This window comes from Polynucleobacter sp. VK25 (assembly GCF_018687355.1).
In the GTDB taxonomy this organism is placed as follows: domain Bacteria; phylum Pseudomonadota; class Gammaproteobacteria; order Burkholderiales; family Burkholderiaceae; genus Polynucleobacter.
Genome location: NZ_CP061288.1, coordinates 1198096 through 1217256 on the forward strand (window position 1 = coordinate 1198096; position 19161 = coordinate 1217256).

Below are 19161 nucleotides of genomic sequence, written 5' to 3' on the forward strand. Positions count from 1 at the left end.
CACTACTTCCTCTCATGAAGTAAACCAATGTTCGCGCGCTTTCATGATGAGCGTTTTCGCAGTTTCTTCGTCAATTTGTGTCGCCTCAACCAGCTCATCAACAGCCAATTCAGCAAGGTCGTCACGGGTATGAACTTGATTGTCAGCAAGCTTAGCAATCAGTTCTGTTGTCATTCCCTCTAGGGAGCGCAGGTCTTGTGAAACCTCACCAATGCGCTCTTCTTTTGCTAACTCCATAGTCAACAAGGAATCACGCGCACGAGTACGTAACTCATTCACAGTATCTTCGTCGAATGAATCGATTTCTAACATTTCCGACAATGGCACATAAGCCACCTCTTCCAATGTATTGAAACCTTCTTCAATCAAAATATCAGCCACTTCCTGGTCTACATCCAACTTATCCATAAACAACTGGCGTACGGAAGATGCTTCTTTTTCAGTTTTCTCAGCAGACTCTTCAGGAGTCATGATGTTGATCTGCCAACCAGTCAAATCGCTTGCCAAACGAACATTCTGTCCGCTACGGCCAATGGCGATTGCTAAGTTCTCTTCGTCAACAACTACGTCCATTGCATGACGCTCTTCGTCAACGACGATAGATGACACTTGAGCTGGAGCTAAAGCGCCAATCACAAACTGGGCTGGATCTTCAGACCACAATACGATATCTACTGCTTCGCCAGCGACTTCGTTACGAACTGCAGTTACACGAGTACCACGAACACCAACGCAGGTACCGATTGGATCAATACGCTTGTCGTAAGTGATCACAGCAATCTTTGCGCGAACGCCAGGATCACGTGCAGCCCCTTTAATTTCTAATAAGCCCTGCTCCATCTCTGGAACTTCGTTCTCAAACAACTTGATCAAGAAGTCTGGGCAAGTGCGTGAGAGTTCGATTTGAGGGCCACGCGCTTCACGGTCCACTTTCAGGATGTATGCACGTACACGGTCGCCAGAACGTAAGTTCTCTTTTGGAATCATTTGATCGCGACGCAGCAATGCTTCAACACGGCCGGATTCAATAATCAAGCCATTCTTGTCAGCACGTTTGACAGTACCGGTCATGACTTTTTCGCCACGCTCCAGGTAGTCGTTCAAGATCTGCTCACGCTCAGCATCACGGATACGCTGCAAGATGACTTGCTTGGCAGCTTGTGCGCCGATACGACCGAAAGCTAAAGATTCAATTTGCTCTTCGATATAGTCACCGACTTCCATGTCAGCGAGCTGCTCTTGGGCTTCAAATTGCAAAATCTCTTTATCTGGCTCTTGTAGACCGGCTTCATTGGGAACAACCAACCAACGACGGAAGGTTTCGTATTCACCAGTTTCACGATCAATCGAAACGCGGATATCCACATCTTCGGTAGCGTAGCGCTTCTTAGTCGCAGAGGCTAACGCCATCTCCAACGCTTCGAATACGATCGCTTGATCAACGTTCTTTTCACGCGCTAACGCGTCTGCCAACATGAGAACTTCTCGGCTCATGACTTTCTTCCTTTGAAATCAATAACAGGGACCAACCGAGTCTTATCGACCTCGGCTAAAGAGAACTCCAATTGAGAGGGCTGACCATCAGCACCCTCAAATACCAAACCAAACTTTGCATCCGGTGAATTCAATTCACCACTCAGCAAACCTTGCAACTCACCACGAAAATTCTTACGGCTACCAACAGCAACACGCAACTTCAAATCTACTTGCATACCAGCAAAGCGCTCATAATCAGCAGCGCTTTTTACTGGGCGATCCAATCCTGGAGATGAAATCTCTAAACGCTCGTAAGGGATGTTTTCAACTGGCAATGTGTAGCTCAGTTGATGACTCACCTTCTCGCAATCCAACACAGAAATCAAACGTTCGTAATCCGGGTTTTCAATCGTGACACGCAGCAATCCTCCGGCTTCACGCTCAATCTCCACTAGCGTGTAACCCAAGTTTTCCAGCTCTGCAGAAATAACCTGCTGATCCTTCACGACACCCCTTCATACCAAAATGGCAAAAAAAAATGGGCTTCAAAGCCCATATTCTCGAAATTCAGAACAGGCCGACTTACGTTGATCGCAACATCAGTCGGTAACTACTCAAAACAGCAAAACCCTGCTGTAAGACCAAAATTATAGCCTATTTAGCAGAAAACCGATACAAATCAGAAGCTTTCGCCCGGATTACGCGGTTTTCTTGGCCCTTTATTGAAGGGTTTTCGTCCTTTTGGTGCACCACGCTTGGGCCCATTTCCAGGGCTTTGAGGATTTCCAGTCACAAATGCTGACTGGCCATGGTGAACTTTGCCGCCTTTACTGCGGTTTTGACCATTTCCGCCCTGGCCGCCCTGTCCACCTTGACCACCTTGACCACCTCGACCGCCTTGGCCCTGGCCAGGTCTACCGCCTTGGGTGCGACCTCGGAAAGGACCGCGCCCTTCACCGGAACCACCCCCGCCGCCTGGTTTACCGCCTCTACCCTGATGGGTGAGGCCGTTATGACCACTGGCAAGCGTTAAAGCATCACGGGAACCCCAATAAGAAACTGAGGTTTGCATTGGATCTGGCTGGAAATCTTCACCCATAGGGCGACGATCACGATTATTGGGACTGGAGTTTGGATTACGACCCTTGTCTTGCGGCTGTGGCATTTTTAAGCCTGCAGACTTCATCAGGTTGTAGATGCCGCCAGCTTCAATCTCTTCCCATTTGCCACGTCTTAATCGTGGGGGCAATAAGAAAATGCCATAACGGGTTCGGATGAGGCGAGATACTACATGTCCAACCGCCTCAAACATACGACGTACTTCGCGATTACGACCTTCGCTTAATGCAACGTGGTACCAGCGATTAGCACCTTCACCGCCACCCATTGCTAGACGCAAGAATTTAGCTTGACCATCATCGAGCGTAATACCGCTCTTTAATAGCGCAGTATTTTCTTGACTCAAGTCGCCCAAAATACGGACGGCGTATTCACGCTCAACACCGTAACGGGGATGCATTAAACGATTTGCTAATTCACCTGAAGTAGTGAACAACAATAGACCTTCAGTATTAAAGTCCAAGCGACCTACCGCGATCCAACGTCCTTGACGTGGCTTTGGTAAACGGTCAAATACGGTTGGGCGACCTTCTGGATCTGATTGGCTGACGATTTCACCGGCTGGCTTGTGATACATGATCACGCGTGGCGGTTTAGTCTGAATCTTACGATGCACTGGCTTGCCATTAATACGCACTTGATCCGTTGGCCCAATACGCTGACCAATGTGAGCTGGCAATCCATTGACCGATACGCGCCCTTGAATAATCAAGTCTTCCATATCGCGACGGGATCCCATACCAACATCCGCCAATACCTTATGCAACTTAACGGTATCTTCGTCATCAGCGTCGTCATCTAAACCATCAAGGTCAGACCACACTTCATCACGCAAACTCAGCGGGAGATCATCAACGTTTGCAAATTGCAAACTGCTCATCTCTTCATCTGTTGGCGCATCTGAATCTTCATCTTCACGCGAACGTTGAGCACGTTGTGCGCGACGCTCAGCACCAGTTTGATGAGAGATTTCGCTCTCATTCACACCATCAGGATTTTTAACTTTTTCAACTTCAGGCGCGTCCAAAGCAGCATCAAATTCACCAGAGACAACAGAAGCAAATAAAGCTTCGCTTTCTGCTGCATTGGGAGCTAGCTTGGCGCCTTGATTATTGCCGCCTTCTCTAGGGCCGCCGCCTTCACCGCCTTCGCGGCGTGGCCGATCCTTAGTGAATGGACGCTTCTTATTAAAGGGATGCTTACTGCCACCTGCGCCTTGACGACGTGGGCGACGATCACCACGTTCCGCGCGCTCCCCACCCTCAGTCTTCTGGCCATCAGCATTAGATGGCGCTGCGTCTGAATTGGCGGGGGTTGCCGATGGATTTACTACCGGGGATGAATCGTTTTCGTTAGAGCTTGTCATTAATTATTATTTTGTTTCGTCTGGATTATCTTCAGACTCAGGGGTATCTTCTTCGCTTATTTCTTCGTTTGTTTCTTCGTTTGTTTCTTCGCTTGTTTCTTCGCTTGTTTCTTCAGTCATTACTTCAGTAATTGCTTCGTCAGACTCAACTACCTCTTGTGCATCAGCATCGATGATGACTGTCTCGACAGTGGCAGATGGATCAAACTCCATTACCGCTTGACCCAATTGCGCAGCAGCAGCCATCGGCGCAGCATCTTCCAAAATTGGCAGACTTTGTAAATTAGTCAGACTGAGATCATCTAAGAACTGTTTAGTGGTGGCATACAAGCCTGGACGGCCAACCGTTTCCTTATGCCCAATCACTTCCACCCAACCACGGTCTTCTAATTGCTTCATCACATTGCTGCTGACAGCAACGCCACGAATCTCTTCAATCTCACCACGGGTTACGGGCTGGCGATAAGCGATGATGGCTAGAGTCTCCATCACAGCACGTGAATACTTTGGCGGCTTTTCTGGTGTCAGGCGATCAAGGTACTCACGCATTGAAAGGCGACTCTGAAAACGCCAACCTGTTGCGATATGCACCAACTCCATGCCTTTGTCATCCCAAGCACGCTGGATCTCGACCAATGCTTCGTCAATATCTGCGGTGGTGATGTCTTCAACAAATAAGCGAGACAAATCAGCAACGGTGAGTGGCTCCTGCGCACATAGGAGGGCTGTTTCAATTACGCGCTTATTGTGATCGTCCATAAAATTCGGGCTACCAGGAGTAATCCTGATTAGGCTTTAAAAATGTATTCAGTAATGGGTTTTGGTGTTCTCTAGCGACTACGGACAATCCATCTCATCAGTTCTTATTGGAATATGCCCGCGCTGAAACGAAGTCCTTTTCGTTCACCTTCCGCCCATTATAAGGTAGGCTCAATACAATAGCCACATGCTGAAGAATTCCACCAAACCCCCTTTATCCATAGCAAACACCCCTGATTCCATGGGGCGCCGCAGACTTTTGAGCTTCGGGAGCCTCGGAATTGGCATGGGCGCCCTCCTTGGAGGCGTAAGCCTGAGCTCTTGTAGCCTGATGGGTAATAAGAAACCAGTAGTTGGCTTGGTTCTGGGTGCTGGTGCAGCTCGGGGCTTTGCCCATGTGGGCGTTATTAAAGCCCTAGAAGCACAAGGCATCAGGCCAGACATTGTTGTTGGGAGCAGTGCAGGTAGCGTGATTGCCACCCTACTGGCATCAGGCGCTACTGGAAACGATCTCAATCGCCTGGCGCTGAACTTGGATGAAGCCACGATTGCGGACTGGGGTCTGCCCTTTGCCGGACGGTTTGGCGGACTCATTAAAGGTGATGCCCTACAAAACATGGTTAACCGAGAAGTACAAAACAAATCTATTGAGCAAATGCGTATTCCTCTTGGAATTGTTGCTACTGAATTGCAGTCAGGCAAAGGAACTCTATTTAGAACTGGTAATACAGGGTTAGCAGTGCGCGCCTCTTGTAGTGTGCCGGGAGTATTTCAGCCGGCAGTAATTAGCGGCAAAGAATATGTGGATGGCGGCCTAGTAGCACCTGTCCCAGTAAGTTACGCAAGACAAATGGGGGCGACCTTAGTGATTGCGGTCAATATTTCCTCCGAACCTGTTCATCAAGATGCCAGCGGGACCTTGGGTGTCTTGCAACAAACCATCTCCATCATGCAGAGAAGTATTAATCAATATGAACTCAAAAGTGCTGATATTGTGATCCAGCCACAATTAAAGCAGATGAGTAGTGGTGATTTCAAATCCAGAAATGCCGCTATTCTTGCAGGTGAAATCGCTGCACAAGAACAAATGGGATTGATTAAAGAAAAGCTAAAGGGCTAGCGCCCATTGACCTGCAGGGCTTTTGCTTAAAGGCTGCGCGACTTACGCTTGAGATTTTTTACTTCGTTCAAAAGTTCTTGACGCTCAGAATCATTGAGGTTGTCGCTACCGTCTAAACGTCGCGCACCATCAAATCGTTTATCCCAATAAAGACTTCCGAGATCATCCACTCGAACATTGGTACCTTTAGAAGGTGAGTGAATAAATTTGTTATCACCCACATAAATGCCAACGTGAGAAAAAGTTAAACGCATTGTGTTGAAAAATACGAGATCGCCGGGTTGCAATTCTTCACGAGTAATGGGCTTGCCCACACGACTCATTTGAGTCGATTTGCGTGGCAATAAAAACCCAAGCTTATCTTTAAACACATAGCCAACAAAACTACTGCCATCTAATCCAGATTGCGGCAATTCAGCATCCCAGCGATAACGCACGCCAATGACTTCCATAGCGCGATTAATAAGCTCATCAGATTTACCGGTAACAGTATCAGCCAAGCGATCTGAAACGCGGGCAATATAAGAACGTCCAGCCTGAAACATGCTCTCTTTGGGAACTGCAGCTTCCACAGGCGCCTCAACCACTGGATCGGCCGCATAGGCTGAAACAGTCATGATGGCGCCAAAACTGAGGCTCAGTACTTTAGAAAGCAGTGCTTTTTTCAATAACATCGGATCAGTTTAACAAAGAACCCCTAATTAACCAAGTCTTCACTATATGCTTAAGTCATTGTTTCTAAAGCTAATTTCGCATTAAATCGGGGCAAATGCACCAATTTAGACCATTTGAGCAAGGTTTTCACCCTCCTCTTACGGTCACTTAGGTCAGCTCAGCTGCGGCAAAAAGCTCTTTGGTATAGGTCTGACGGGGATGCTTAATCAGGGTTTCGGTATCGCCAAACTCGACTACTTTGCCACCCTTAAGCACCATGACCTCATGGGACATCGCCCTAATCACCGCTAAATCATGGCTAATCATGAGATAAGCCAGGTTGTACTTTTTCTGTAGCTCCGTCAGTAAAGCTAGAACCTGCTTTTGAATGGAGACATCCAATGCCGAGGTCGGCTCATCTAATACCAAAATTTGCGGGCGCAAGATGAGTGCTCGCGCAATGGCAATCCGCTGGCGCTGTCCACCAGAAAACTCATGGGGGTAACGCAACAATGCAGAACGATCCAACCCAACCTCTTTCAACATATCCACCACGCGAGTCTCGCGTTCTGCAGCAGACAGTTTCGGAAAGTGCACATCCAAACCTTCCGAAACAATCTGCAAGATATTCATACGCGGCGATAGAGAACCAAAGGGATCTTGAAAAATTACCTGCAGACTTGAGCGCATTGCACGCCTCTCAACCGGTTTGAGTTTCTGCCAGTCGCTACCGAGCACATCCACATTGCCAGATACTTCCGCAGCAGAATCGCCCAATAAACCGAGCACCGCCATACCCAATGTCGTCTTACCTGAGCCGGACTCACCAATCACACCAATGGTCTGCCCTTGCTTGAGTTCAAAACTGACTTTTTTCAACACCTTATGCGACGGCGCTTTTTTAAACCAAGAAACTGATTCCGAACTTGGATAGGCTACTGATAGCTCCTCTGTTTTTAAAAGTACTGGGGCCAGAGGCATGAGTGGCGCCAAGTCGCGCACTGGTTCGCTATTCACTAAGGCGCGGGTATATGGATCTTCTGGATGCTCAAATACCTGCTTGGTAGAGCCAGATTCCATCAGATTACCTTGGTTCAATACTGCTACACGCTGTGCAAAATGTTTTACCAGATTCAGGTCATGCGTAATGAGGAGTATTCCCATCCCACCATGATCTTTAGATTCTTCTTGCAACTCTTTGAGCAAATCCAAGATTTGCAAACGCAAACTCACATCCAAGGCTGTAGTGGGCTCATCCGCAATTAATAGGCGAGGCTTGCAAGCCAATGCCATAGCAATCATGGCGCGCTGTCTTTGGCCACCCGAGAGCTGATGTGGGTAAGAATGAAGTCGACGCTCAGGCTCAGGAATGCCAGTCTTTCTAAGCAAGTCAATTGCAGCATCAATCGAGTCTGCCTTAGAAATCAAGGGTTGATAGATTTGGACCGCTTCAATAATTTGATTGCCGACAGTGAACAGGGGATTCAATGCCGTCATTGGCTCCTGAAACACCATCGCAATTTCACGACCGCGGATTTCCCGAATATCTTGCATAGACATGGAGAGCAAATCGACTGCGCCCTTACCGTCTTTTTTGTTCCACAGAATCTTTCCAGAGACCTTGGCACCCTCAGGCTCTAGACGTAATGGCGCTAAAGCAGTCAGCGTCTTACCAGAGCCAGACTCACCTACCAAAGCAACCCGCTCGCCGATGCCGATTTCTAAATCCAGGTGACTGACGGCAAACTTCTCGCGACGACCCGCCCCAAAGGAAATGCACAAATCTTCATAGCGCAACAAGGCTGGTTTTTGGGTTGAAGCTTCGCTCATGAGCGACCTCCACTCATCAAGCCAGCCTTACGAGAATCAAAAGCATTGCGCAATGCTTCACCCATAAAAGTTAGTAGTAACAGAGTAGCGACTAAGACAACGAAAGTAGACAAGGAGATCCACCAAGCATCCAGATTGCTTTTTCCTTGGGAAAGCAACTCACCAAGACTAGGAGTTCCTGGAGGAACGCCTAGACCCAAAAAGTCTAAGCTGGTGAGAGACAGAATGGCTGCGCTCATCCGAAACGGCAAAAAGGTAATCACTGGTGTCAAGCTATTGGGCAGAATATGACGCCACATGATTTGGACATTGGTTAAGCCCAATGCTCTTGCAGCACGCACATATTCCAAGGCACGGTTGCGGAAAAATTCTGCACGCACGTAATCCGACAAGCCCATCCAACCAAAAGCAGCTAACAAAATAATCAATAAAGAAACGCTGGGATTAAAGATCGAAGCAAAAATGATGAGCAAGTACAGCTCAGGCATTGCTGACCAGATCTCGATGAGACGCTGGGAGATCAAGTCAAACTTGCCCCCAAAGAATCCCATTAAGGATCCAGTAATGATGCCTACACTCACCCCAACAATCGTGAGCGCTAAGCCAAAGAGAATGGATAAACGGAAGCCATAGATCAAACGCGCCAATACATCGCGCCCACGATCATCAGTCCCCAGCCAGTTCTCCCAAGACGGCGGCGCAGGATTAGGCGCCTTTGAAAAATAGTTCAGCGTTTCATAGCTATAGTGAATTGGCGGATAGATCGCCCAATTCCCATTGCTAGTGATATTGCGGCGAATATCTGGGTCTAAGAAGTCTGTAGGAGTGGCAAAGTCGCCACCAAAAACAGTTTCAGGTTGGCTTTTCGCGATGGGGAAATAGAAATGGCCTTCATAGCGAACTACTAAAGGCTTGTCATTCGCAATCAACTCGGCACACATCGATAAGCCAAATAGGATCATGAAGATCCATAGGCTTGCATAACCCATGCGACTATTTTTAAAGCGTAGCCAACGACTCATGAGCCCCCTCCCGCACCAAACTGAATCCGTGGGTCTACATATACATAGCAAAGATCAGAAATTAACTTAGTAAATAAGCCAATTAAAGTAAATAAATATAAGGTACCAAAGACCACCGGGTAGTCACGACGCATGACGGACTCATAAGAAAGCAAGCCAAGCCCATCTAATGAGAACAGCGTCTCGATCAATAGTGAACCAGTAAAGAATGCCCCAATAAATGCCGCTGGGAAACCTGTCACTAGCGGCAAGAGTGCATTGCGGAATACATGCTTCCATAGCACTTGCTTTTCAGTAAGCCCCTTAGCACGCGCAGTCAGAACATACTGTTTGCGGATCTCTTCTAAGAAGGAATTTTTGGTCAGCATAGTAACCACAGCAAAACTACCCAGAACTGATGCAGTAATCGGCAATACCAAATGCCACAAGTAATCCATGACCTTGCCAATCAAGCTCAGGTCACTCCAGTTATCTGAGGTTAACCCTCGCAATGGGAATAGCTGCAAGAAGCTACCGCCACCAAAGAGTACGAGCAGTAGGACTCCCAGCACAAATCCTGGAATTGCATATCCCACCAGAATCATGCTGCTCGTGATTGCATCAAAGCGTGAGCCGTCGCGCACTGCTTTGGCAATACCCAATGGAATCGACACTAAATACGTAATAAAGAAAGTCCATAGACCGATGCTGATGGAGACCGGCAACTTAGAGACCACCAAACTCCAAACGCTTTCGTGTTGGTAATAACTTTGTCCCAAATCAAATCTTGCAAAGCGTCCCAACATCATGAAATAACGTTCTAGTGGCGGCTTATCAAATCCATAGAGAGCTTTGACCTCTTCTAAGCGCTGTGCATCAATACCCTGACGTCCACGGTAAGTCGCTCCCGCACCGGATGATTCAGTGCCTCCAACTGCCGCATCGCCCTTCCCTTTTAACTCTAGGATCATTTGCTCAACTGGACCGCCAGGGACAAATTGCACCACTGCAAAGGTCAAGGTCAGCACGCCCAATAAGGTTGGGATCATTAACAGCAAGCGCTTAAAGATGTAGGAGCGCATATTTCCTTGCATTATTTAGACTCCTCTTTCCACCAGTTTTGCATGATCCAAGGTTCAGCTTGGTAATACAACGGAGGCTCTGGGTAACGCATTTCATTACGGAAGGCTATGCGATGTGTGGGGTTGTACCACTGAGGTACAACGTAATAACTATTCCATAGAACTCGATCTAGCGCTCTACATGCAGCACGTAACTCTTCACGATTCTGTGCTTTCGTAATCTCTTCGATTAAAGCGTCCACGACTGGCGACTGTATGCCGATGATGTTGTCTGAACCCTTTGTTTTAGCAGCTTGGCTACCAAATCGATCCCATAATTCATTGCCAGGGTTTTGCGAATCAGGGAAACGGGTAGTTGTCATATCAAAGTCATACTCGTCCATACGCTTTTGATACAAAGCAAAATCGCTTGTACGAATATCTAATTGAATGCCCAGCTTTTCTAAATTTCGACCATAAGCAGAAAGCACCCTCAAGAAAAATCCGCCGTTCTCCACCATCTCAATCCGAAATGGCTCGCCCTTCTCATTCCTTAAGGCGCCATCACGATACTGCCAACCCGCATGCATGAGTAATTCGCGCGCTTGACGGAGATTTTGACGCAGACTACTTGGTGACTTTGTTGAAGGTGGAGCGGGCATCGGTCCAAATACAGCATCTGGAACCCACTGCGGATATTTTGTCTTCAATGGTCTAAGTAACTTCAACTCTGCCTCAGTAGGCTTACGTGGACCATCAAAGTTGGCACTGAGATCACTATTCGTAAAAAAGCTATTGATGCGGCCATATTGATCAAAAAATATTTGACGATTGAGCCATTCAAAATCGAGAGCCAATCCCAATGCTTGACGTACGCGCGGATCTTGCAAAGTCGGCTTGCGCACATTCATAGCAAAGCCCTGCATGCCAGCGCCATTATGATTAACAAAAGCCTTCTTCAAGAGCATGCCATTATCAAATTTCGAGCCCACATAACCCTTAGCCCAAATCTTGGCTCGATACTCAACGAGAGCATCAAACTCACCGGCCTTGAAGGCCTCCAACCTCACAGCGTCATCGCTATATAGTTTGTATAGGACGCGATCAAAGTTATAAAAACCTACTCTTACATTTAATGGCTTGCTGAGTTGATCAACCCAGTACTGCGGATTTCGCTTATAGGTAATGGACTTGCCAGCCTTAAAGGACTCAATCAAGTATGGGCCACTACCAATTGGCGCCTCAAAGGCAAGCTTGTCAAACGCAATCATTGTGCCGTCTGGACGCTTACCCCAGTTACGTGAAAAGATAGGCAAGGTGCCGACCATAATCGGTAATTCAGTATTGTTATTTCTAAAGTCGAAGCGCACTACGCGATCAGAAATTACAACGGCTTGCTTCACATCAGCAAAAGTCGTTTTGTAACGAGGATGCGCAAGGCCGCTCATCAATGTATCGAAGCTATGTTTTACATCTGCCGCTAATACTGGAGTGCCATCAGAAAATTTAGCTTCTGCGCGAATATGAAAGGTCACTGACTTGCGATCCTTGGCTACTTCAATATCGTCCGCCAATAAACCATAAATACTGGAAACCTCATCCGCACTTCCCTCAGCCAGAGATTCAAACATCAAATCTATCCCTGGAGCTGTTACGCCGCGCAAGGTATACGGATTGAACTTATCAAAGCTGGTTCTTTGGCCTGGATTGGGCAAGACCAAGGTTCCGCCGCGGGGTGCATTCGGGTTGACGTAGTCAAAATGGGCAAAACCCTCTGAATACTTAGGCTTTCCGTATTGGGCAATACCCTGTCCCGCCTGAACTACATTGGTCCCAAGCCCTACTAGCAGGGCTAGCAGCATTAAATAGGCAATTTGGCGAATGGGTTTTAGCTTAGGCATATATGCAACAATTGTAGATAGCTAATCATATTTGAAGCAAAGGACACAACATGGGCTTTCTCACCGGCAAAAAAATCCTCATTACCGGCCTCCTCTCAAACCGCTCTATCGCCTATGGCATCGCCAAGGCCTGCCACCGCGAGGGCGCTGAACTAGCCTTTACCTACGTAGGGGAACGCTTTAAAGACCGTATTGTGGATTTTGCAAAAGAATTCAATACCGAGCTCATTTTTGACTGCGATGTTGGTAGCGATGAGCAAATCAGCGCCCTTTTTAAGGATTTAGCCAAATCCTGGCCTCAGTTTGATGGTTTTGTACATGCGATTGGCTTTGCGCCACGCGAAGCGATTGCTGGCGACTTCTTGGAAGGACTTTCTCGCGAAGGCTTCAAGATTGCGCACGACATTTCTGCATATAGCTTTCCAGCAATGGCAAAAGAAGCTCTCCCAATGTTGCGCGATAAATCTTCATTGCTCACTTTGACTTATTTGGGATCCATGAAAAATGTTCCTAACTACAACACCATGGGTTTAGCAAAAGCATCTCTTGAAGCTTCCGTGCGTTATCTTGCTGGCTCAGTGGGTCCCAAAGGCATTCGTGCTAACGGCATTTCTGCTGGCCCAATTAAAACTTTGGCAGCCTCTGGCATCAAAGGGTTTGGCAAGATTTTGGAAGCTGTTGAAAAAACTGCTCCACTACGTCGCAATGTGACCATTGATGACGTCGGCAATACTGCTGCATTTTTATTGTCTGATCTAGCTAACGGCATTACCGCTGAAATCATTTATGTTGATAACGGCTTTAGTCAAGTTGTTGGCGGAATGGATGAAGTTTGAGCATTCCACTACGTGAAGCCCTGAAGTTTTGGGCTAAGCTAGGTTTCATTAGTTTTGGTGGGCCTGCAGGACAGATTGCCGTCCTGCACCAAGAGTTAGTTGAAAAGCGTCGCTGGATTTCAGAGCGGCGCTTTTTACATGCGCTCAACTATTGCATGCTCTTGCCGGGACCAGAGGCTCAACAGCTAGTCACTTACATTGGGTGGCTCATGCATCGTAGTTGGGGCGGCATTCTTGCAGGCACCCTCTTCGTACTTCCCTCCTTATTGATCTTAATTGGCTTGTCATGGGTGTATCTCACCTTCGGGCAAGTTCCTTGGATTGCTGCGATCTTTTTTGGTATCAAGCCGGCAGTCACTGCAATTGTGTTGCACGCTGCAGTACGGATTGGTAAACGCACGATTCGCAACCAAGCACTTCAATGGATTGCACTTGGATCCTTTCTGGCGATTTTCATTCTCAATCTAGCCTTTCCCATCATCGTATTGATTGCTGCTGCTATCGGCTACTGGGGAGGTAAACGTTATCCAGAATATTTCCAACAAGGCGGTGGACATGGAGAAAAAGAATCTAAACAGTATGGCAGCGCCATCATTGACGATCACACTCCTACGCCTGAGCATGCCAGATTCACCTATTCAAAAGCGATCCGTCATAGCCTGATAGCGCTTACTTGCTGGCTAGCTCCTTTCGGTGCTTTAGTCGCCATTTTTGGTTGGAAGACTTTGTACGCCAACATCGCTTGGTTCTTTACCAAAGCCGCCTTTCTGACTTTTGGCGGCGCATATGCAGTATTACCATACGTATACCAAGGTGCAGTTGAGCACTTTCATTGGCTCAGCGCCAACCAAATGATTGATGGCTTAGCGCTTGGTGAAACCACGCCAGGCCCACTCATTATGGTGGTTGCTTTTGTAGGCTACCTTGCCGGACATATTCAACATTTGATTGGCGCTAGTGATCCATTTTGGTTTGGCGTAATTGGTGCATGTGTTGCTACTTGGTTTACTTTTTTACCCTCCTTCTTTTTTATCTTAGTTGGTGGCCCGCTGATTGAGTCCACCCATGGCAAACTTGGATTCACTGCACCCCTAACCGCAATTACTGCTGCAGTCGTTGGTGTCATTGCCAACCTTGGTCTATTTTTTGCGTATCACGTCTTTTTACCGAGAGGCTTTAGTGGTTCCATTTCCTGGGTCTCCATCCTGATCTGTGCATTGGCTGGATTAGCCTTATTTAAGTTTCAAAAGGGTGTTCTTTCAGTATTGGGTGGGTCAGCCTTAGCTGGATTGCTATTCCATTACATCTCTATTTTGCTCGGATGAGTTTTGGGGTGAATTTTTTCCCGGGATTGGCATAATGGAACTTATGCGAATCGAACCTCAAACTATCACCCACCTGCAAGAGTGGCTTGGCAAAACCGAGTCCCTTCAAGACACTGTTACAGCCGCTCCCGTACGTGCGCTCTCGGCTACGTTGGACCGCGAAGATGCTGCGCCGATTAAGGGCACTTTTCTTCCTGAGCTTTGGCACTGGTTGTATTTCCTACCTCATGCTCGTGAATCCGAAATCGGTCCTGACGGCCACCCCAAACGCGGTGGCTTTCTACCTCCAGTGCCATTGCCACGTCGCATGTGGGCAGGCAGTCGGATTGAGTGGCTGAAACCGCTTGCGGTTGGAGATGAGATTGAGCGCGTTTCTACGATTGAGTCAGTAACTCATAAAGCGGGCCGTACTGGTGATTTGATCTTCGTATTAGTGAATCACAAGATCTCCAATCAAGATGGTCCTGCAATCATTGAAGAGCATGACATTGTGTATCGCGATGCACCAGGACCAGATGACAAGCCGGTTGCCCCTACTCCCGCGCCTACTGATGCTCAGTGGAGCAAAACGATTACACCGGATGATGTGCTGCTGTTTCGTTATTCAGCGCTGACCTTTAATGGTCATCGCATTCACTACGACCGCAAATATGTAACTGAGGTTGAAGGCTATCCGGGTCTGATCGTGCATGGCCCTTTGATTGCAACCCTATTGGTTGACTTGGTGCGTCAAAGCATTCCGGGATGCAAACTCAAGAGCTTTGAGTTCCGCGCAATTCGACCTACGTTTGATATCAACATCTTTAAAGTCAGTGCCAAGCCTGATCTAGAAAAAGATCCAAGCGGAAAAACCATTTCCATTTGGGCTCAAGATCACGAGGGCTGGCTCACTATGCAAGCCACCGCTGTTTTAGCTTAGTTCAAACTTAGTGCAAACTTATTTAAAGTCAATTTCATCAAATTATTTTTATTATGACTAACCAACATCTCTCTCTTGAGCTAGCTACTTTTGCCGCCAATTTACAGGCTACTGATATTCCAGCAGAGGTAATGAGCCGTGCAGAAGACTTATTAGTCGATTGGTTTGGCTCAGCGATTGCAGGCAAAGGATCTCGCCCGGTTGAGCTCATTACACAGTTTGCGCAAAATATGGGTGGCTTTGATGCGACACATGCTGGCCCTGCAGAGATTTTGGTTTCTCGTAAAACCTCTAGTCCTTTTTTAGCAGCGATGGCCAATGCCGCAGCCTCACACGTTGCCGAACAGGATGATGTCCACAATGGCTCAGTCTTTCACCCAGCAACTGTTGTCTTTCCTCCAGTATTAGCGTGTGCTCAAGCGATTGGCGCATCAGGTGAAGATTTATTGGTTGCCGCTGTAGCGGGCTACGAAGTAGGTATTCGGGTTGGAGAATTTTTAGGTCGCTCCCATTACAAAGTATTTCATACCACCGGTACTGCCGGCACATTAGCAGCGGCTGCAGCAGTTGGACGACTTTTGAAGCTCTCACCAGATCAAATGCTCAATGCCTTTGGTTCTGCGGGAACTCAGTCAGCAGGATTATGGGAGTTTCTGCGCGACGCAGCAGATTCCAAGCAACTCCATACTGCCCATGCAGCCTCTACAGGGTTGATGTCTGCTTATATTGCACAAGCTGGTTTTACAGGCGCGCAGCATATATTGGAAGGCAAACAAGGCTTAGCTGCAGGCATGTCCAGCGATAGCGATCCAAGTAAATTGGTTGATCGCTTAGGGAGTCGCTGGGCCTTAGCGGAGACCAGCTTTAAGTATTACGCCTCATGCCGTCATACCCACCCTGCTGCTGATGCATTGCTCCAAGTCATGCTGACCAATAATCTATCGCCTAGCGATATTTCTAAAGTAGAAACCTTAGTTCACCAAGGCGCTATTGACGTATTAGGTCCCGTAACTGATCCAGCGACTGTGCATCAATCGAAGTTCTCGATGGGCACTGTTCTGGCTTTGGTTGCGCATTATCGGTTTGCTGGTTTGCAAGAATTCGATCAACACTTTCATGATGATGAGATCTGCGCATTCCGTGAGCGCGTTTCGATGACACTAGATCCTGAGGTTGATAGCGCTTATCCACAACGCTGGATTGGCAAAGTTAAGGTTCATCTCACTAATGGCCAAGTATTGGATGGTCGAGTGGATGAGCCTAAAGGTGATCCAGGAAATACTTTATCCCGAGCAGAAATTACCGACAAAGCAATGCGCCTAGCTGCCTTTAGCGCAGGCGCCAGCCCAACAGAAATGAGTAAAGCTATTGATCTCTTGTGGAATATCCGCAAACAAGCCAAGATAGGCTTTCTTCTTCCATCAAACTAAGTACAGACTAAGTTCAGACTAATTCATGAATCCACTTGATACGCCATTAGGCTACAGCACCAACTTTCTATTTGTACCAGGCACTCGTCCAGAGCGTTTTATCAAGGCTCTTGATAGTGGCGCCAGTGGAGTTGTCTTAGATTTAGAGGATGCCGTCCCCGAGGAAGATAAAGCGACTGCTCGTGATGCCATTCGGGTCGCTTGGGTCGGCTTTAGTGCTGAGCAAAAGAAGCGTCTAGTGATTCGTACCAATTCACCCGGAAGCAAGTTCTATTCTGCTGACTTAATCCTGGCCCAAGAACTTCAAGTTGCCTGTCTATTAATCCCCAAAAGCGAATCTGGCGATCAAATTAATGGTGCCGCCCTCATCCTGCCGAATACTGCAATCATTCCAATGATTGAAACTGCGGTTGGCCTGGATCAACTCAAGGCAATTGCCAATGCCAACCAGGTGATTCGTATTGCTTTGGGTAATTTAGATTTACAAGCCGATCTTGGTATGGTGTGTGACCGCCAAGAAACAGAATTACAAACTGCCCGCTATCAAATCGTTTTAGCATCTCGCCTCGCACAGATTGCCCCTCCTATTGATGGGGTTACACCATCGACGGATGACATAGAGCGCATTACCGATGATGCTGAACGCGCAAAACGGATGGGCTTCGGTGGAAAACTCTGCATTCATCCAAAGCAAGTTGACATCGTTATCAAAGCATTTACACCAACCGAGGAAGAATTGGCTTGGGCTCAGCGTGTTATTGAGGCGGATAAAGCTTCTAAAGGGGGTGCCGTGAAGTTGGATGGCCGCATGATTGATCGCCCAGTGGTTTTATTGGCCCAAAGAACCCTGGCAATTACTGGTAAATACTAGGGTTATTGTTGTAAAAAAAGTTATAAAACTGGCAAAATTGGTCAACATAAAAAGATGGAGACCAATATGAAAATCAAGAAATTCGTATTCACAGGAATTGCAGCTGCTTTAACTGCTGGCGCATTTCTGAGTACTAGCGCCCTAGCTCAAAAAGATTGGCCTACTAAGTCAATCACCTTAGTTGTTCCATTTGCTGCCGGCGGTCCAACCGATTCTGTTGCCCGCTTGATTGCAGTTCCTATGGGTCAAACCTTGGGACAAACAGTGGTGGTGGAAAACGTGAATGGCGCTGGTGGAACAATTGCAAGCACTAAGGTCGCACGTGCGGCACCTGATGGCTACACTATCTATCTTCATCACATGGGCATGGCAACAGCCAACGCGCTTTATGACAAGCTGCCATACGATCCAATGAGTAACTTTGATTACATTGGTCAAGTTGCCGATGTGCCAATGGTGCTCTTAGGCAAAAAAGATCTGCCAGCAAATAACTTCAAAGAGCTTGAAGCCTACATCAAGGCGAATGGCTCTAAGGTCACAATGGCTAACGCAGGACCTGGAGCAGTTTCACAACTTTGCGGACTACTCTTTCAGAGTCGTATTGGCGTGAAGCTTACAAATATCCCTTACAAGGGGACTGGCCCTGCACTAACCGACTTATTAGGCGGTCAGGTTGACTTGCTTTGCGATCAAACCACCCAAACCATTCCTTACATTAAGGATGGTCGTGTAAAGGCTTATGGCACAACCACTCTGAAGCGCTTGCCAGCAATTCCAAATGTACCTACTTTGGATGAGCAAGGCTTAAAAGGTTTTGAAGTAAAAGTTTGGCACGGTATGTACACACCAAAAGGTGTTCCAAAACCAATCTTGGATAAGTTGAATGCCGCTCTGAAGAAAGCACTCAATAATCCTGATGTGAAAAAACGTTTAGAAGATGCCAATATTGATATCGTCTCTCCAGAAAAAATGACTCCTGCTGGACTCAAATCACACCTGGAAGCCGAAATTAACAAATGGGGTCCAATCATTCGCAAGTCAAATATTCCTGACTAAGCATTGATTGCGTCAAACAAAAAGCCAGCATATAGCTGGCTTTTTTATTATGGTGAACTCTTATTTACATGGGTAATTATCAGTAAAGAAGCGCAGTAAGGTTTTAGCCGCCTTCTCTTTATTAAACTGAGGATTGGTCTTGGTCCAAGCCAAGAACTTTTGCAAGACCTCATCACGAGTCTCACTCTTGTTTACAAAGCAGATGGCTGGTTTAGCATCGGTACGACGATTCGCCAAATAGCCTTGATACACACCTTCACCAAAGCCAAAACAAAAACTGCGACCTTGCAGGTCGTCGGGATTCTTGCAGAGCTCTACAAATGCAGCAGTACTGGCATCATCTACCGGGAGGTCCTTCTGCGCATAGCTATTTGGAGCAAAAGAAAGCATAGATGCAATGAGTATGAATGTTGTTGTGAATGATTTCATGATTCTCT

At 47.3% G+C, this 19161-nt stretch carries 17 protein-coding genes; 7 read left to right on the forward strand and 10 right to left on the reverse strand.

Features of this window, described 5'->3' with window-relative positions; all coding sequences use genetic code 11:
* Positions 1-12: 12 nt before the first annotated feature.
* The 4 genes from nusA to scpB all read right to left on the reverse strand — a co-directional run bounded on the left by nusA (position 13) and on the right by scpB (position 4720).
* On the reverse strand, positions 13-1494 hold the full coding sequence (gene nusA / locus AOC21_RS06065; protein ID WP_215346624.1) for a transcription termination factor NusA: 1482 nt from the start codon (positions 1492-1494) through the stop codon (positions 13-15).
* Positions 1491-1982, reverse strand: coding sequence for a ribosome maturation factor RimP (rimP, locus tag AOC21_RS06070; protein ID WP_215391120.1), 492 nt, complete (start codon positions 1980-1982; stop codon positions 1491-1493). Before rimP ends, nusA begins: the two co-directional genes overlap by 4 nt.
* A gap of 173 nt (positions 1983-2155) precedes the next feature.
* Complete coding sequence (locus AOC21_RS06075; RefSeq protein WP_215391121.1) at positions 2156-3961, reverse strand: pseudouridine synthase; 1806 nt, start codon at positions 3959-3961, stop codon at positions 2156-2158.
* A gap of 6 nt (positions 3962-3967) precedes the next feature.
* The gene (scpB, locus tag AOC21_RS06080) at positions 3968-4720 is read right to left on the reverse strand and encodes an SMC-Scp complex subunit ScpB (RefSeq protein WP_215391122.1); all 753 of its coding nucleotides are present in this window, start codon (positions 4718-4720) and stop codon (positions 3968-3970) included.
* Between the two features lie 241 nt (positions 4721-4961).
* On the opposite strand from scpB, the gene AOC21_RS06085 reads away from it, so the two are divergent.
* Positions 4962-5840 carry a patatin-like phospholipase family protein gene (locus tag AOC21_RS06085; RefSeq protein ID WP_215392779.1) on the forward strand — a complete coding sequence of 293 codons (879 nt, stop codon included), beginning with the start codon at positions 4962-4964 and terminating at the stop codon, positions 5838-5840.
* Between the two features lie 26 nt (positions 5841-5866).
* On the opposite strand, the gene AOC21_RS06090 is transcribed toward AOC21_RS06085, so the two are convergent.
* The 5 genes from AOC21_RS06090 to AOC21_RS06110 all read right to left on the reverse strand — a co-directional run bounded on the left by AOC21_RS06090 (position 5867) and on the right by AOC21_RS06110 (position 12287).
* On the reverse strand, positions 5867-6514 hold the full coding sequence (locus AOC21_RS06090) for a C40 family peptidase (RefSeq protein WP_215391123.1): 648 nt from the start codon (positions 6512-6514) through the stop codon (positions 5867-5869).
* Positions 6515-6662: 148 nt separating this feature from the next.
* Positions 6663-8324 (reverse strand): ABC transporter ATP-binding protein, encoded by a 1662-nt coding sequence (locus AOC21_RS06095; RefSeq protein WP_215391124.1) that lies wholly within the window; start codon positions 8322-8324, stop codon positions 6663-6665.
* Complete coding sequence (locus AOC21_RS06100) at positions 8321-9346, reverse strand: ABC transporter permease (RefSeq protein ID WP_215391125.1); 1026 nt, start codon at positions 9344-9346, stop codon at positions 8321-8323. The genes AOC21_RS06095 and AOC21_RS06100 overlap by 4 nt, the downstream gene beginning before the upstream one ends.
* The gene (locus AOC21_RS06105; RefSeq protein WP_215391126.1) at positions 9343-10407 is read right to left on the reverse strand and encodes a microcin C ABC transporter permease YejB; all 1065 of its coding nucleotides are present in this window, start codon (positions 10405-10407) and stop codon (positions 9343-9345) included. Before AOC21_RS06105 ends, AOC21_RS06100 begins: the two co-directional genes overlap by 4 nt.
* A gap of 11 nt (positions 10408-10418) precedes the next feature.
* Positions 10419-12287, reverse strand: a complete 1869-nt coding sequence (locus AOC21_RS06110; protein WP_215391127.1) for an extracellular solute-binding protein — start codon at positions 12285-12287, stop codon at positions 10419-10421.
* A gap of 50 nt (positions 12288-12337) precedes the next feature.
* On the opposite strand from AOC21_RS06110, the gene fabI reads away from it, so the two are divergent.
* From fabI to AOC21_RS06140, 6 genes are all read left to right on the forward strand, one after another.
* Positions 12338-13123, forward strand: a complete 786-nt coding sequence (gene fabI, locus AOC21_RS06115; protein ID WP_215391128.1) for an enoyl-ACP reductase FabI — start codon at positions 12338-12340, stop codon at positions 13121-13123.
* The gene (chrA, locus tag AOC21_RS06120; RefSeq protein ID WP_215391129.1) at positions 13120-14448 is read left to right on the forward strand and encodes a chromate efflux transporter; all 1329 of its coding nucleotides are present in this window, start codon (positions 13120-13122) and stop codon (positions 14446-14448) included. Before fabI ends, chrA begins: the two co-directional genes overlap by 4 nt.
* A 34-nt stretch (positions 14449-14482) precedes the next feature.
* Positions 14483-15367: a MaoC family dehydratase N-terminal domain-containing protein gene (locus AOC21_RS06125; protein ID WP_215391130.1), complete on the forward strand. Its 885-nt coding sequence runs from the start codon at positions 14483-14485 to the stop codon at positions 15365-15367.
* A gap of 53 nt (positions 15368-15420) precedes the next feature.
* Entirely contained in the window at positions 15421-16797 is a 1377-nt protein-coding gene (locus AOC21_RS06130; RefSeq protein ID WP_215391131.1) for an MmgE/PrpD family protein, read from the forward strand.
* A 25-nt stretch (positions 16798-16822) separates the two neighbouring features.
* Positions 16823-17668, forward strand: coding sequence for a CoA ester lyase (locus AOC21_RS06135; RefSeq protein ID WP_215391132.1), 846 nt, complete (start codon positions 16823-16825; stop codon positions 17666-17668).
* A 66-nt stretch (positions 17669-17734) separates the two neighbouring features.
* A complete protein-coding gene (locus AOC21_RS06140; protein WP_215391133.1) occupies positions 17735-18724 on the forward strand; it encodes a tripartite tricarboxylate transporter substrate-binding protein in 990 nt (329 codons plus the stop codon).
* Positions 18725-18784: 60 nt separating this feature from the next.
* Here the strand turns inward: AOC21_RS06140 and AOC21_RS06145 are convergent, their stop codons facing one another.
* Positions 18785-19153, reverse strand: coding sequence for a Rap1a/Tai family immunity protein (locus AOC21_RS06145; RefSeq protein WP_215391134.1), 369 nt, complete (start codon positions 19151-19153; stop codon positions 18785-18787).
* Between the last annotated feature and the right edge of the window lie 8 nt (positions 19154-19161).